At 43.1% G+C, this 14160-nt stretch carries 16 protein-coding genes; 12 read left to right on the top strand and 4 right to left on the bottom strand.

Features of this window, described 5'->3' with window-relative positions; translation table 11 throughout:
* Window positions 1–203: 203 nt before the first annotated feature.
* Complete coding sequence (locus tag ISP07_RS06765) at window positions 204–1376, top strand: NRAMP family divalent metal transporter (protein ID WP_420706831.1); 1173 nt, start codon at window positions 204–206, stop codon at window positions 1374–1376.
* Between the two features lie 128 nt (window positions 1377–1504).
* Here ISP07_RS06765 and ISP07_RS06760 read toward each other — a convergent pair whose 3' ends face one another.
* The 3 genes from ISP07_RS06760 to ISP07_RS06750 are packed head-to-tail and all read right to left on the bottom strand — an operon-like array spanning window position 1505 to window position 3828.
* Window positions 1505–2692 (bottom strand): vWA domain-containing protein, encoded by a 1188-nt coding sequence (locus tag ISP07_RS06760; protein ID WP_054551134.1) that lies wholly within the window; start codon window positions 2690–2692, stop codon window positions 1505–1507.
* A gap of 1 nt (window position 2693) precedes the next feature.
* On the bottom strand, window positions 2694–3542 hold the full coding sequence (locus ISP07_RS06755; protein WP_138618538.1) for an AAA family ATPase: 849 nt from the start codon (window positions 3540–3542) through the stop codon (window positions 2694–2696).
* Window positions 3543–3594: 52 nt separating this feature from the next.
* A complete protein-coding gene (locus ISP07_RS06750; protein WP_420706830.1) occupies window positions 3595–3828 on the bottom strand; it encodes a DUF1653 domain-containing protein in 234 nt (77 codons plus the stop codon).
* A gap of 63 nt (window positions 3829–3891) precedes the next feature.
* Between ISP07_RS06750 and ISP07_RS06745 the strand changes: the two genes are divergently transcribed.
* From ISP07_RS06745 to rpoS, 11 genes are read left to right on the top strand one after another with little or no spacing between them, the layout of a single operon-like run.
* Entirely contained in the window at window positions 3892–4374 is a 483-nt protein-coding gene (locus tag ISP07_RS06745) for a DUF2947 domain-containing protein (RefSeq protein WP_138599731.1), read from the top strand.
* 59 nt (window positions 4375–4433) lie between these two features.
* On the top strand, window positions 4434–5066 hold the full coding sequence (locus ISP07_RS06740; protein WP_054560904.1) for a hypothetical protein: 633 nt from the start codon (window positions 4434–4436) through the stop codon (window positions 5064–5066).
* Between the two features lie 22 nt (window positions 5067–5088).
* Entirely contained in the window at window positions 5089–5379 is a 291-nt protein-coding gene (gene ftsB, locus ISP07_RS06735; protein WP_054551139.1) for a cell division protein FtsB, read from the top strand.
* Window positions 5369–6070, top strand: coding sequence for a 2-C-methyl-D-erythritol 4-phosphate cytidylyltransferase (gene ispD / locus ISP07_RS06730; protein ID WP_054551140.1), 702 nt, complete (start codon window positions 5369–5371; stop codon window positions 6068–6070). The genes ftsB and ispD overlap by 11 nt, the downstream gene beginning before the upstream one ends.
* Window positions 6067–6549: a 2-C-methyl-D-erythritol 2,4-cyclodiphosphate synthase gene (ispF, locus tag ISP07_RS06725; RefSeq protein WP_209327162.1), complete on the top strand. Its 483-nt coding sequence runs from the start codon at window positions 6067–6069 to the stop codon at window positions 6547–6549. Before ispD ends, ispF begins: the two co-directional genes overlap by 4 nt.
* Entirely contained in the window at window positions 6546–7574 is a 1029-nt protein-coding gene (truD, locus tag ISP07_RS06720; protein WP_209327161.1) for a tRNA pseudouridine(13) synthase TruD, read from the top strand. Before ispF ends, truD begins: the two co-directional genes overlap by 4 nt.
* On the top strand, window positions 7575–8339 hold the full coding sequence (gene surE, locus ISP07_RS06715; protein ID WP_138599729.1) for a 5'/3'-nucleotidase SurE: 765 nt from the start codon (window positions 7575–7577) through the stop codon (window positions 8337–8339).
* Window positions 8329–8967 (top strand): protein-L-isoaspartate(D-aspartate) O-methyltransferase, encoded by a 639-nt coding sequence (locus ISP07_RS06710; protein WP_054551144.1) that lies wholly within the window; start codon window positions 8329–8331, stop codon window positions 8965–8967. Before surE ends, ISP07_RS06710 begins: the two co-directional genes overlap by 11 nt.
* An 11-nt stretch (window positions 8968–8978) precedes the next feature.
* Window positions 8979–9557 (top strand): YqaA family protein, encoded by a 579-nt coding sequence (locus ISP07_RS06705; protein WP_054551145.1) that lies wholly within the window; start codon window positions 8979–8981, stop codon window positions 9555–9557.
* A gap of 42 nt (window positions 9558–9599) precedes the next feature.
* Entirely contained in the window at window positions 9600–10424 is an 825-nt protein-coding gene (locus ISP07_RS06700) for a peptidoglycan DD-metalloendopeptidase family protein (RefSeq protein WP_054551146.1), read from the top strand.
* A 60-nt stretch (window positions 10425–10484) separates the two neighbouring features.
* The gene (gene rpoS / locus ISP07_RS06695) at window positions 10485–11468 is read left to right on the top strand and encodes an RNA polymerase sigma factor RpoS (protein WP_054551147.1); all 984 of its coding nucleotides are present in this window, start codon (window positions 10485–10487) and stop codon (window positions 11466–11468) included.
* 101 nt (window positions 11469–11569) lie between these two features.
* Here rpoS and mutS read toward each other — a convergent pair whose 3' ends face one another.
* The gene (gene mutS, locus ISP07_RS06690; protein WP_209327160.1) at window positions 11570–14143 is read right to left on the bottom strand and encodes a DNA mismatch repair protein MutS; all 2574 of its coding nucleotides are present in this window, start codon (window positions 14141–14143) and stop codon (window positions 11570–11572) included.
* Between the last annotated feature and the right edge of the window lie 17 nt (window positions 14144–14160).

Below are 14160 nucleotides of genomic sequence, written 5' to 3'. Positions count from 1 at the left end.
CTTGCTAACTTGCTAACTTGCTAACTTGCTAACTTGCTAACTTGCTAACTTGCTAACTTGCTAACTTGCTAACTTGCTCTGCTTCCAATCTCACCTAAAACGCTGTAAGTTGCTTGTAACTAAGAATAAAACACACACAACTTATGCAATCAGCAGTATCAAATTGGCAGTCTAAATTAAATGCTTTAGGGCCGGGGATTTTAATGGCTACAGCCGCCATTGGTGGCTCACATCTAGTAGCATCAACACAAGCAGGATCGTTATTCGGCTGGCAGCTATTTTGGCTAATCATTGTAGTAAACGTATTGAAGTATCCATTCTTTCGATTTGGCATGGAGTACACCCTTGCGACTAAACAAAGTTTAGTTGAGGGCTACAAGCAAAAAGGGCCGGGGTATTTCTATAGTTTTATTGCGCTTAATATTGTCGCTGCGGTAGTAAATACTGCAGGGGTTTTATTATTAACGGCCAGTCTGCTGCACTATGCATTACCTGTCACTGTTTCTGTAACCTTATTATGCTGGCTGATCTTAGCTGTGTGTTTGCTTATTTTGTTGTTGGGGCACTTTAAGGCGCTCGATAATGTCTCAAAGCTCATTATGGGGCTGTTAACGGTTACAACCGTGGCTGCGCTAGTTGTCGCTATTAATAATGGCCCAATGGCACCGGTTGACTATGTAGGCCCGTCGCCGTATGAACTTGTCATGCTTGGCTTTATGGTCGCGCTCATGGGCTGGATGCCTGCTCCCATTGAAATATCAGCAATTAGCTCACTGTGGCTAAAAGAAAAGCAGCATCAACAAGCCGTGACAAAGCAACAAGGCTTATTTGATTTTAATTTGGGCTACTGGCTTACCGCAGCACTTGCGTTAGTGTTTTTTTCATTAGGTGTGTTAGTACAATATGGCCAAGCACAAGCTGTGCAATTAGGTGGTGTAGCCTTTGCGAAGCAGTTAATTGATATGTATGCTCTCACTATGGGCGAGTGGGCAAGGCCACTGGTTTCAGGTATCGCTTTTTTATGTATGTTTGGCACTACGCTAACAGTGCTTGATGGCTACGCCAGAACATTAAATGAGTCACATAAACTGCTACCGATTAAACAATCTAAACACAGTTTAAATATGTGGTTATTACTACAAGCATTTGCTGGCATGGCAGTGATTTTATTCTTTAAATCAGCCCTTGGCCCAATGCTCACTTTTGCTATGACCCTCGCTTTTGTAACCACTCCTGTATTTGCATGGCTGAACTTTAGTTTAGTGCGCTCAGAACCCAGCATTCATCACTCACCTTTATTACGCACCCTAAGCTGGCTAGGTTTGCTTTATTTAGTGGGCTTTGCGCTAGTGTTTTTGGTTTGGAAGGGAATGTAAATGGGAGCTGTCAGCTTTCAGCCGTCAGTTTATAGCTGATCGAGAAGGGGCTTAGTTATTTGTATTTATAAACAATTATAACTTTACATTCATTTCTCAGTTTTTATGCTGTTTGACGGCTGATAGCTCTAACTCAACTCCCTAATCGCATTACTAATCCCATCTAGCGTGAGTGGGTACATGCGGTTATCCATTAACTGCTTTATAAAATCAATTGATTGATAATAGCGCCAGTGTTCAACGGGCTGTGGGTTAAGCCAAGCGACTTTATCAAAGTGATTGGTTATGCGGTTTAACCAAGCGCTACCGGGCTCTTCATTCCAATGCTCAACGCTGCCACCGGGGTAGGCGATTTCGTAAGGGCCCATGGTGGCATCGCCAACAAAGATCACCTTGTAGTCGCTGGTGAACTTGTTAATCAAGGTCATGGTATCAATTACGTTAGAGTGACGACGCTCGTTGTCTTGCCAAACATGCTCATATAAACAGTTATGAAAATAGTAAAACTCAAGGTGTTTAAACTCGCTGTGGGCGGCGCTAAATAGCTCTTCGCAGGTATGAATGTAATCATCCATTGAACCGCCGATATCAAATAGCATCAATACTTTTACTGCATTGTGGCGCTCAGGTGCCATTTTCACATCGAGCATGCCGCCTTGTTTTGCGGTTGCGCGGATGGTTTCGGTTAAATCGAGAGTGTCGCTGGCGCCAGTACGGGCAAATTTACGCAGTTTTTTTAGAGCGAGTTTAATGGTGCGCGAGCCGATTTCACGGTCACTATCAAGGTTTCGGTAGCTGCGCTTATCCCACACTTTTACCGCACGGCGATGTCGGTTACCGTCTTGACCAATGCGCACACCTTCAGGGTTATACCCATAGGCGCCAAATGGTGAAGTGCCACCGGTACCCACCCACTTATTACCCCCAGCATGGCGTTTTTGCTGCTCTTCAAGGCGTTGCTTGAGGGTTTCCATGAGTTTATCAAGGCCGCCCATGGCTTGTAATTGCGCTTTTTCTTCTTCGCTTAAGTGCTTTTCAAACTCTTTGCGTAGCCAATCATCAGGCAAGGCATGTTGCTGTTTTAAGCTTTCGAGCAGATCAAGGTCGGCCACGCCACTAAAGTAATCTGCAAAGGCTTTATCAAAACGATCAAAGTGGGTTTCATCTTTAACCATGATAGTACGCGCTAAATAATAAAACGCGTCAACGTCAGCAAAAATAACCCCTTGCTTGAGCGCATTGATCAAATCAAGTAGCTCTCGCAAACTCACTGGTAAGCGGTATTCGCGAAGCTTAAAGAAAAACGCAATTAACATCTTAACGGCGGCTCATAAACGCAAGTTTTTCGATTAAGCTAATGTCTTGCTCGTTCTTTAATAGTGCGCCAAACATTGGCATTAAGCCGCCTTTTTGGCTTTTATCATGCAGTGTTTTAGCGTCTATATCTTCGGCCATCAGTAGCTTTAACCAATCGAGTAGTTCGCTGGTTGATGGCTTTTTCTTAATGCCATTTACGTCACGTAGATTAAAGAACACCTCAAGTGCTTGGCGAACTAAATCTTGTTTAACATGCGGGTGATGTACATCGATAATTTGTGCCATTTCTTCACTACTTGGAAAATCAATGTAATGGAAAAAACAACGACGTAAAAAGGCGTCTGGCAGTTCTTTTTCGTTATTTGACGTAATGATCACAATCGGACGCTGCTTTGCAACCACGCGCTCGCCAGTCTCATAAACATGAAACTCCATTTTATCGAGCTCTAATAGCAAGTCGTTGGGGAATTCAATATCGGCTTTGTCTATTTCATCAATCAATAACACAGGGCGCTTGTTATGTTGCTCACCATAGGTAAAGGCTTGCCATAATTTCCCTTTTACAATGTAGTTGCTGATATCGTGCACACGCTCATCACCTAACTGGCTATCGCGAAGGCGCGATACCGCATCATATTCATACAGGCCTTGCTGCGCTTTAGTGGTTGATTTGATGTGCCATTGAATTAGCGTGGTGTCTAAGCTTTTTGCAAGCTCCTCGGCCAGCATGGTTTTACCTGTGCCGGGTTCACCTTTTATAAGCAGGGGTTTTTCAAGCAAGATCGCTGCGTTAACCGCTTGTTTTAATGAGTTACTGGCAATGTAGTTATCGGTTGAATTAAAAAGCACGATGTCACCTTATCTGGTCTGAGCAGTGATTAATAACGTCATGATGCCACAGTTAGTCGGCGTCTGAAAGGTATGCAAAACGCGGTACTGTTTTACCCTCTACAGTAACTGCTTCTGTAAACATACTAAGTGGGCGTGCCCACATACCAAATTCGCCGTATAGCGCTTGATAAATTACCAATGGCTCATTCGTTTCGCTGTGGGTAGCAATATATTCAACTTTGTATTTTGGGCCTTTGTAATGTTGGTAAATACCGGGTTTGATTGTCATGTGTTTATCTCGCATCTTGGAGTCATTTGGGTATAATTGCAGTTTGCACATTTTACGCTGAAACAAACTGCCTAAACTATGAATTATATTTCGTTAGATGAATACAAAAAAGCCTGGGTTTTTCGTCATAAAGATATGCCGATAAGCAGCGAAGACGCAGCACAAATTAAACCAATGAGCGCTGAGCGTGCTGCGGTCTTATGGACTACTATGGTGAGCCGCGAACATGATCACCCTGACTTTTTTGATAAAACAGATTGGTGTGGCAAAGACGACAGCTTTTCAGAGACTATTAATTGGGAAAACGCTTGGGAAGCGGGTGATGAGCAGTTACCAGAAGAAATCCTAAACCACTTAGCGTGGGAAGCTAATACCACTGTTTATTTTTGTATGGCTCGCGACAATATCATTGAAACCAGCTTTGCCGTTTTCAAGCGTTGTTGGCAAAACTTTATGTTTTTAGCTGATGGTAGTTTGTTGTTAGGTAAAAAGCGTGATGCAGTAGTGCAGTTTTTAGAAACTGGTAACGCAAAGTTGGGTAAAAAAGGCGCAGTAAAGTAGCGCTCAATAAACGCTCTATGCTATAAAACAGTCAAGCAATTGTTTTATAAGAGCGCGCATTGTCTAAACCAACTTCACAGAGCGAACACTCGCAACAAGCCGAAATTTGGCAAACTGATGCCGAACGTGCTTTGTATGCGCAGTTATGTAATGCATTTTATGCTCGTGAGATCCCGCGTTTAGTCGATGAACCTGATACTGCAAGGCTTAAACGCTTATTAGCAAGTTTGCCTTACTATATTGAGCGTTTAGCCATGCGTATAGTTAGTGGCGATGCACCATTACAGCTTGATTCACAAAATGGCAGTTGGCTTGAAAAACAAAAAACAACGCCACCTGTTTATAATAAAAAAGACTCAAAAGACTTTTATAGTCAACATGCTAAGCGCGGGTTAATTGTTCCCGTGCTAATTAATGACGAGCAATGTACAACTGTGCGCATAGACAGCTTAGATCAAGTAAGCGACAATAAGGTACATTGCAACGAGCTTGGTTGGTTTGATACTTCAGGTGAATCGCTAGAAAACACGCATATTCAACTGCTTAAGCCTGCAAAGGCAGTGATGGCAGCGGCGTGTTGCGGTCATCAATGGCAATTTAATAAACGCATCACACCTAAGCGTTTGTCATTAAGAGAAATGCTACTAGCAAGCAATATAAATTGGCGTAATTTAAAACGCCCTTTGACTTAATTTAACCGCGAAGGAGTGTTCAATGCGGGTTTTTCAATTCGCCTTGTTATGTTTGGCTTTATTTCTGCAATATCGTTTATGGTTTGGTCATAATGGTGTGCAAGATTACACTCGTCTGAAACAAGCGGTTACCTCTCATCAAGATACTAACGCGAAATTATTAAAGCGCAATACTGTACTTAAAGCAGATATAAAAGATCTAAAGCTTGGTCAAGAAGGTATCGAAGAGCGCGCGCGTAATGAATTAGGAATGATTAAACCTGGCGAAACCTTTATTCGCGTTTTGCCGGGCCAACAACAAAATGAAAATTAAGCAAACTATAACCGCCATTGTTCCCGCTGCGGGGGTAGGGAGTCGAATGCAGCATTCGGCGCCAAAGCAGTATATTGAACTGGCGGGTAAAACTATTTTAGAACACACCCTGAGTAAACTTGCAGAACTTAACGAATTAAACACCATCAAAGTAGCAATTAGCGATGATGACGGCTACTTTGCTGATTTACCACACATAGATAAGCGTATTGAGCGTGTGAGTGGTGGTAAAGAGCGCGCTGATTCAGTGCTTAACGCCTTGCTATCACTTGCTGATAATCCACCTGATTGGGTACTTGTGCACGATGCGGCAAGGCCGTTAGTGTGTTTGGCTGATATTCAGCGTTTAATGACAGAATGCATCGCTGCCAATGAAGGCGGTATCTTAGCGTCAAAAGTAAAAGACACCATTAAGCGCGGTCATACCCACAGTGAGCAAACAGTGCCTCGTGATGATTTATGGCAGGCACTCACTCCTCAGTTTTTCCCTTATCAAGCGCTGACTAATGCGCTATCAAGTGCCCTTAAAAATGGTGTGACTATCACTGATGAGGCATCGGCAATTGAATGGGCTAAGCAGCCTGTTAAGCTGGTTGCCGGTCGCAGTGACAACATTAAAATCACCACCCCAGAAGATTTAGATTTAGCAGCATTTTTACTGCAAAAACAACAAAACGAGAGTACCTCATGATTCGAATTGGCCATGGCTTTGATGTACACAAATTTGGCGGCGAAGGCCCGTTGGTGATTTGTGGTGAAAAAATTGATTACCCACAAGGCTTTTTAGCACATTCAGATGGCGATGTTGCCATTCATGCATTGTGTGATGCTATTTTAGGTGCATTAGCAATGGGGGATATTGGCAAGCATTTTCCAGACACTGCGAGCGAATACGAAAATATTGATAGCCGAATTTTACTACGCCACGTGGTTGGGCTTGCTAAAGAGCAAGGTTACGTACTTGGCAATACCGATGTGACGATTGTTGCGCAAGCACCAAAAATGTTGCCACATATTCAAGCAATGCGTGAAAACTTATGCCAAGACCTTGAAGCTGATATTTCACAAGTTAATGTGAAAGCAACAACCACAGAGAAGCTAGGGTTTGAAGGCCGCAAAGAAGGTATTTCAAGCCACGCAGTGGTGATTATGAGCAAACTAAGCGCATGAGTGAGTTAAACTACCTATACGGTAAACCTCTTTCTAAGGCTGACTTTAAAACTCACGCCGAAGACTTCATGGTTGATGAAGACTTAGGTATTGAGTTTACCGGTTCTGGTGAACATGTTTGCTTGCAGGTTGTAAAAAAAGGCGAAAATACTCAGTTTATTGCGAAACGCATTGCCGAAAAAGCAGGGGTATCTCCACGTGACGTGAGTTATGCAGGCTTGAAAGACCGTCATGGCGTGTGTACACAGTGGTTTAGCGTGCCAGTACCAATTAAAAAGCACATAGAATTTAGTGAACTGAGTAACGAGCAATTTTTTGTGGTATCGCAACAGCGTCATAATCGTAAGCTCAGAACGGGTTGCCATAGAGGCAATCGCTTTACCATTACGTTACGCAACGTGACTGAGCCGCTGGATATTTTGTGTCGTATTAACGCGGTGCGCGCCGGTGTGCCTAATTACTTTGGTGAGCAGCGCTTTGGGCATGGTGGTCACAACCTTGAAATGGCAAAGCGCATGTTTGCCGGAGAGCGTATCCGCGATAAAAAATTGCGTGGCTTAGTTATTTCAGCTGCACGCTCTTATGTGTTTAATGAAATCGTGAGCATGCGAGTTGAAGAGCATGGTCTTGCAAAAACAATGCACCGTGAAGTGTTTATGCTCAGCGGTAGTAATGCTTTTTTTGAAGATAACATTAGTGATGACAATATTGCTCGCTTAGCGTCTGGTGATATTGTGATGTCGGCCCCCATGGTTGGTAAAGGCGAAAAAGGCCTGACCGAAACTGAAAAAGAGTGGCTCGAGCCTTATCAATCTTGGATAGAGGGACTTAGCGAACTTGGCCTTAAGAATGAGCGTAGAATGTTACGCCTTATTCCTGATTCATTAGCTGTTGAAACGATTGACGAAACTACTTTAAAGTTAAGTTTTGGTTTACCAAAAGGGTGTTTTGCTACCGCCTTGCTGCGTGAGCTGGTGGACTATCAAGATGCAAGCCCCAGAGAACAAAAACAAAAGGATGCGTAAATGAAAATCTTATTGAGCAATGATGATGGCGTACATGCTAAAGGGATTGCGGTTTTGTATCATGCATTAACGCAAATTGCAGATGTGACCTTAGTGGCGCCAGATCGCAATTGCAGTGGCGCAAGTAATTCATTAACGTTAATGAATCCACTGCGTGCAACTACCCTTGATAATGGTTTCATTTCAATTAATGGCACGCCGACTGACTGTGTGCACTTAGGGGTTAACGAGTTAACTGAGCAGCAGCCAGATCTCGTGGTAGCCGGAATAAACCACGGCGCCAATTTAGGTGATGATACCTTGTATTCAGGTACTGTTGCCGCCGCCACTGAAGGCCGCCACTTAGGACTTCCTGCCATTGCTGTGTCGTTATGCTCTAAAGAAGGAAATCACTTTGAAACTGCAGCTGCGATTGCGGTGAGTATTATCAAAGAGTTGGCATCGCACCCATTACCGAAAGATCAAATCATCAACTTAAACGTGCCAGATATTCCACTTACTGAGCTAAAAGGAGTTAAGGTAACCCGTTTAGGTTCGCGTCATAAAGCTGAAACCATGACGAAACAACAAGACCCATGGGGCCGTGACATTTATTGGTATGGTACCCTTGGTGCTGAAAGTGATGCAGGTGAAGGCACTGATTTTTACGCCATAAATAATGGTTACGCATCAGTGACCCCGCTTAGTGTTGATATGACAGCGAAAGAAAGTTTACAAGCAGTCGATAGCTGGTTAGCAAATATGGAGATTAATAGTGCTGACTAATTATAATCGCAGCGCACTGGCATTAGCAGAGTTATTGAAACGCGAAGGTGTAGAAGACAGCACTGTGCTTGAAGCGATAGCCTCAACACCCAGACACATTTTTATTGATGATGTTTTACAGCACAAAGCTTATCAAAATACCGCATTGCCAATTGGTCAAGGACAAACGATTTCGCAGCCTTATATTGTCGCACGTATGACTGAGCTACTTCGCTTAGCGGGCGTACGTGATAAAGTGCTCGAAATTGGCACAGGGTCTGGCTACCAAACGGCAATACTGGCAAAAACGTTCACTAAAGTGTGCTCGGTAGAGCGTATAAAAGCACTACAGTGGCAAGCAAAACGCCGTTTGCACAAACTCGATTTATATAATGTCACCATGAAACATGGTGATGGTTGGCAAGGCTGGCAATCACAAGCGCCGTTTGAGGGGATTATTGTTACAGCTGCAGCCGCCACTATGCCACAAGGGTTACTTGCTCAATTAGCTGATGGGGGCGTTATGATTGCACCTATCGGTGAGCAAGATCAGCAATTAATGATGGTCGTTAGAAATGGCGATACTTTCACAGAACATAAAGTTGCACCAGTAAGATTTGTACCCTTGGTACCTGGTGATATTGAATAGGACGTTAAACTTTGAAGTTGTTTACTAAGTTATATGATATGGCACTGGTATGGGCTAAACATCGCCATGCAGAGCGTTATTTAGCAGGGATGAGTTTTGCTGAATCTGTTTTTTTTCCGGTACCACCGGATGTCATGCTAGCACCTATGTCACTTGCTCAACCAGATAAAGCATGGCGTTTTGCCAGCTTTACGACGATTGCTTCAGTGATTGGTGGTATTTTAGGTTACTTACTTGGCTTTTGGTTATTCGAACCTGTGGTCGAGCCGCTGATTGCGCAAATGGGTTGGCAAGCGAAATTTGACACAGCGCTAAGTTGGTTTGAAAACTACGGTGTGTGGGTGGTGTTTTTAGCGGGCTTCTCCCCCATTCCTTATAAGGTTTTCACCATAGGTGCTGGTTTGATGCAAATGGCATTTCTGCCGTTTCTAATTGCTTCGGCAATTGGTCGTGGCGCACGCTTTTTCTTAGTGTCGGCTTTAATGAAGTGGGGCGGCGTTAAAATGGAGCAGAAATTACGTCAATATGTTGAAGCGCTTGGCTGGGGATTAGTTGTTTTAGTTGTGGTTGCGTACTTTTTACTGCGATAACCCGTAAAACCATTAAACTAGTACGATAAGGAGCATTTTACGATGAGCAGGCAGATAACAGTCTATGTTACTTTGTTTCTTAGTATTTTGCTCTTTGGCTGTACTTCTCGCGAAGCCCCAGCACCGGTGAGTAGTTTAGATAATAAAGTTAAACCCGCCACACGCAAAGTTAATATCTCCGGTTCAAAATATGTAGTTAAAAAAGGTGATACATTGTATTCAATTGCCTTTAGTGCTCAGCAAGATTTTCGAACCCTCGCAAAAATAAACGATATTCCAGCACCTTATACCATCTTCCCTGGGCAGAATATTTCGCTCATAAAATCGGCACAAAAACAAAAAAAGACGAAAAAATATACGAATTCGAGTAAAAAGTCTACTGTTTCTATACAAAAAAATAACAAAAAATTAAAGAAAGAGCTTGATCAGCCAAAACAACGAGAGTATGTTCAGAAACAAGCCAACAAAATAATTAGTGAAAAAAAACGTAATTCTAATGCAAAAGTTGTATGGAACTGGCCTGCTAAAGGTAAAGTAACGCAACGCTTCTCTAATAAAGAGAACGGCTTTAAAGGGTTACAGATCACTAATAAACAAGGGGCTTCTGTTGTAGCTGCTGCACATGGAACTGTGGTATACGCGGGCAACGCATTGAGGGGGTATGGTAATTTAATCATTTTGAAACACAATGATGATTACCTAAGTGCTTACGCGCACAATTCAAAGTTGCTTGTAAAGGAAAAGCAGGAAGTAAAGGCGGGGCAGAAAATAGCAGAAATGGGCAGTTCAGACTCTACGGTTACGGCTTTGAGATTTGAAATTCGTTATCGGGGTCAAGCAGTCAATCCTGCTAAGTATCTACCTTAGCCATTTAGGGTATTGATAAAGTGATTTAGCTCAATCACATATTTGCTCGGGAGGACGCTTATGGGTCACACAGCAAAACTTGAGAAAAAAACTGACGCGATTGACGATAAATTTGATGACACGGTAGTCGAAGAAGAGTCTTCTGAATTACTTGAAGAAGTCGACAACGAAGATGAAATTTTTGCAAAAGAAGAAGTTGCCAAGAATTTAGATGCTACACAGCTGTATCTTGGTGAGATTGGTTTTTCTCCGCTGTTAAGCGCAGAAGAAGAAGTCTATTTTGCTCGAAAAGCACTGAAAGGCTGTGAAGCCTCTCGCAAGCGAATGATTGAAAGTAATTTACGTTTAGTGGTGAAAATTGCCCGCCGCTATAACAACCGTGGCCTTGCGCTACTAGACCTTATTGAAGAAGGTAATTTAGGCCTTATCAGAGCCGTTGAGAAATTTGACCCAGAACGAGGTTTCCGTTTTTCAACTTATGCAACTTGGTGGATACGTCAAACCATTGAACGTGCCATCATGAACCAAACACGTACGATTCGTTTACCTATTCATGTGGTCAAAGAGCTTAATGTTTATTTAAGAACAGCCCGTGAATTAACGCAGAAACTTGACCATGAACCTACTGCAGAAGAAATTGCAGAGTGCTTAGATAAGCCGGTTGAAGATGTTACTAAGATGCTGCGTTTAAACGAAAAAATCACCTCGGTGGATACACCTATCGGTGGTGAAAATGACAAAGCGTTATTAGATATTATCGCCGATGAGAAAGACTACGGTCCAGAAGGCGAAGTACAAAACAATGACATCAACAAGCACATTGTTGATTGGCTTGGAGAGTTAAACCCGAAACAGCGTGAAGTACTTGCTCGTCGTTTTGGTTTACTGGGCTATGAGCCATCAACCCTTGAAGATGTTGGTCGTGAAATTGGCTTAACACGTGAACGTGTAAGACAAATTCAAGTGGAAGCATTACGTCGCTTAAAAGACATTTTGCAACACGAAGGTTTAAGTACAGATAGCCTATTCGACCAATTCACCTGATTTGACAACAATGAATACCTGATCAAGGGTATAGAACCCACGGGTTCAGAACACACAAAAAAGCTGACGTTACGTCAGCTTTTTTTATATCCACTCAAAATTTAAAGTAAATCTTTTAATTGATACAGTAGTTGGTGTGCTTGTCTTGGCGTTAGGCTATCTGGATCAAGCTGTTTTAAGGTTAATTCAAGCTCTGAAGGTTCATCATCAAAACTTAATGTTTGCTGTTGTTGCTCAATAGGGGCAGTAACAGGTTGATGATTCTCAAGCATTTTAAGCTTTTGTTTTGCTTGTTGGATAACCGCTTTTGGTACACCAGCCAAAGCAGCAACTTGTAAACCAAAGCTCTTGCTTGCTGCGCCTTCAAGCACGGTATGCATAAAGGCAATGGTGTCGTTATGTTCAATGGCATCGAGGTGCACATTAACCAGCCCCGTTTTTTGCTCGGCCAGTTCGGTTAGCTCAAAATAGTGGGTTGCAAACAAAGTTTTAGCAGCAATTTTTGATGCTAAATAATCAGCCGTTGCATAGGCAAGCGATAAACCATCATAAGTTGAAGTACCGCGACCAATTTCATCCATCAGTACCAGTGATTGCGCTGTGGCGTTATTTAAAATTGTTGCCGTTTCAGTCATTTCAACCATGAAGGTTGAGCGCCCTGATGCTAGGTCATCACTTGCGCCAATACGCGTAAAAATACGGTCAATATTACCAATTTCTGCACTATCAGCAGGAACGTAACAACCAATGTGAGCCATCAAAACAATAAGTGCGGTTTGGCGCATATAGGTTGATTTACCACCCATGTTTGGACCTGTGATAATCAACATTTTACGGTCGTTATTAAGCTCTACAGGGTTGGCAATAAACGGGTCTTTCATTACTTGTTCTACCACTGGGTGGCGACCTTGTTTAATGCTGATATTATCGTTATCGCACAGTGTTGGCTTAGCATAATTAAGCGCTTGCGCACGTTCGGCTAAATTGTTCAGTACATCTAAATCTGCTAAAACAGCTGCCATTGTTTGTAACTGCTCAATATGCGGAGCAATAAACTCAAAGAGTTGCTCGTAAAGCTGTTTTTCAAGTGCTAGTGCTTTTGACTGGCTACCAAGTACTTTATCTTCGTGCTCTTTAAGCTCAGGGATAATATAGCGCTCATTATTTTTTAGCGTTTGACGGCGAATATAATCGGCAGGAACCAAGTGCGAGTTAGCGCGACTTACTTCAATAAAAAAGCCATGCACCTTGTTATAGCCAATTTTTAAAGTGCTAATGCCTGTGCGTTCACGCTCACGTTCTTCAAGCTTTTCGAGAATATCGGTTGCGCCTTGGCTTAGGGCACGCCATTCATCAAGCTCACTGTTATAACCCGGGGCAATAACACCCCCATCACGAATAAGCACCGGTGGGGTTTCGATGACAGCACGTTCTAGTAAGTCTTGTAGCTCAGGTAATTGCTGTGATTGCGCTATTATTTGACTAATACGCGGATCGTTGGCGTCCAAAAGTAATTCGTGTAATGGTGCCAGAGCTTGCAGTGCGCTACGCAGGCGCGTTAAATCACGCGGGCGTGCTGTGCAAAGTGCTAAACGGGCGATAACACGCTCAATGTCGCCAATTTGCTTTAATGACTCTTGTAGCTCACCACATAATTGCGCATCGATAATGGCACTAATAGCGTTTAGTCGAGAGTTGAGCTCTGTTTTGCTGCGCACTGGTGTATGAATACGACGCTTTAATAAGCGTGAACCCATCGCAGTCGCTGTTTTATCAAGTACTTGCGCAAGCGTGTTTTCGTAGCCGCCTGATAAATTAACTGTTAGTTCAAGGTTTTTACGGGTTGCGGCATCTAAGATCACTGCGTGTTCGTTTTGCTCAAGGGTAATCGCACGAATATGCGGAAGGGCAATACGTTGAGTGTCTTTTACATATTGCATTAAGCAGCCCGCAGCCACCAAAGCAGCGTGTGCTTTGTCTACTCCAAAACCAACCAGATCTTTGGTGCCAAATTGGTCGCACAGTAAGTGCTGGGCTGTATCTAGATCAAATTCCCATTCTGGGCGACGACGTGCGCCTTTGATATGTTCAATTAAATGCACATTTGCAAATGTTTCACTATAAAGCAGCTCAGCAGGGGCTAAACGCTGTAATGTTGAGCTAAATGCTTCATCGGTATTAACTTCTAACACATTGAACCGGCCAGAGTTAATATCTAAATAAGCAATACCATATAGGCCTTGTTTCCTTTGCCACACACTGGTTAGTAAGTTGTCTTGGCGTTCTTGTAGCAGCGCTTCGTCAGAAATAGTGCCCGGTGTAACAATGCGCACAACTTTACGCTCAACAGGGCCTTTGCTAGTAGCTGGGTCGCCAACTTGTTCACAAATAGCCACCGACTCACCCATTTGTACAAGGCGAGCTAAATAGTTCTCTACTGCGTGATAGGGCACACCTGCCATTGGAATGGGATCGCCACCGGCTTTACCTCGGTGGGTTTGAGAAATATCAAGAAGTTGTGCTGCACGCTTGGCATCATCAAAGAAAAGTTCGTAAAAGTCGCCCATACGATAAAACAATAAAATATCCCGATGCTCGGCTTTTATTTTTAGATACTGCTGCATCATAGGGGTTTGTTGTTTTATAGTGTGCGGTGCATAAAGATCAAACGACATGTATTTACCCAAAGGCT

The organism is Pseudoalteromonas sp. PA2MD11, from assembly GCF_017808125.1.
In the GTDB taxonomy this organism is placed as follows: Bacteria; Pseudomonadota; Gammaproteobacteria; order Enterobacterales; family Alteromonadaceae; genus Pseudoalteromonas; species Pseudoalteromonas simplex.
This window is presented reverse-complemented; position numbering and strand designations above follow the sequence as displayed.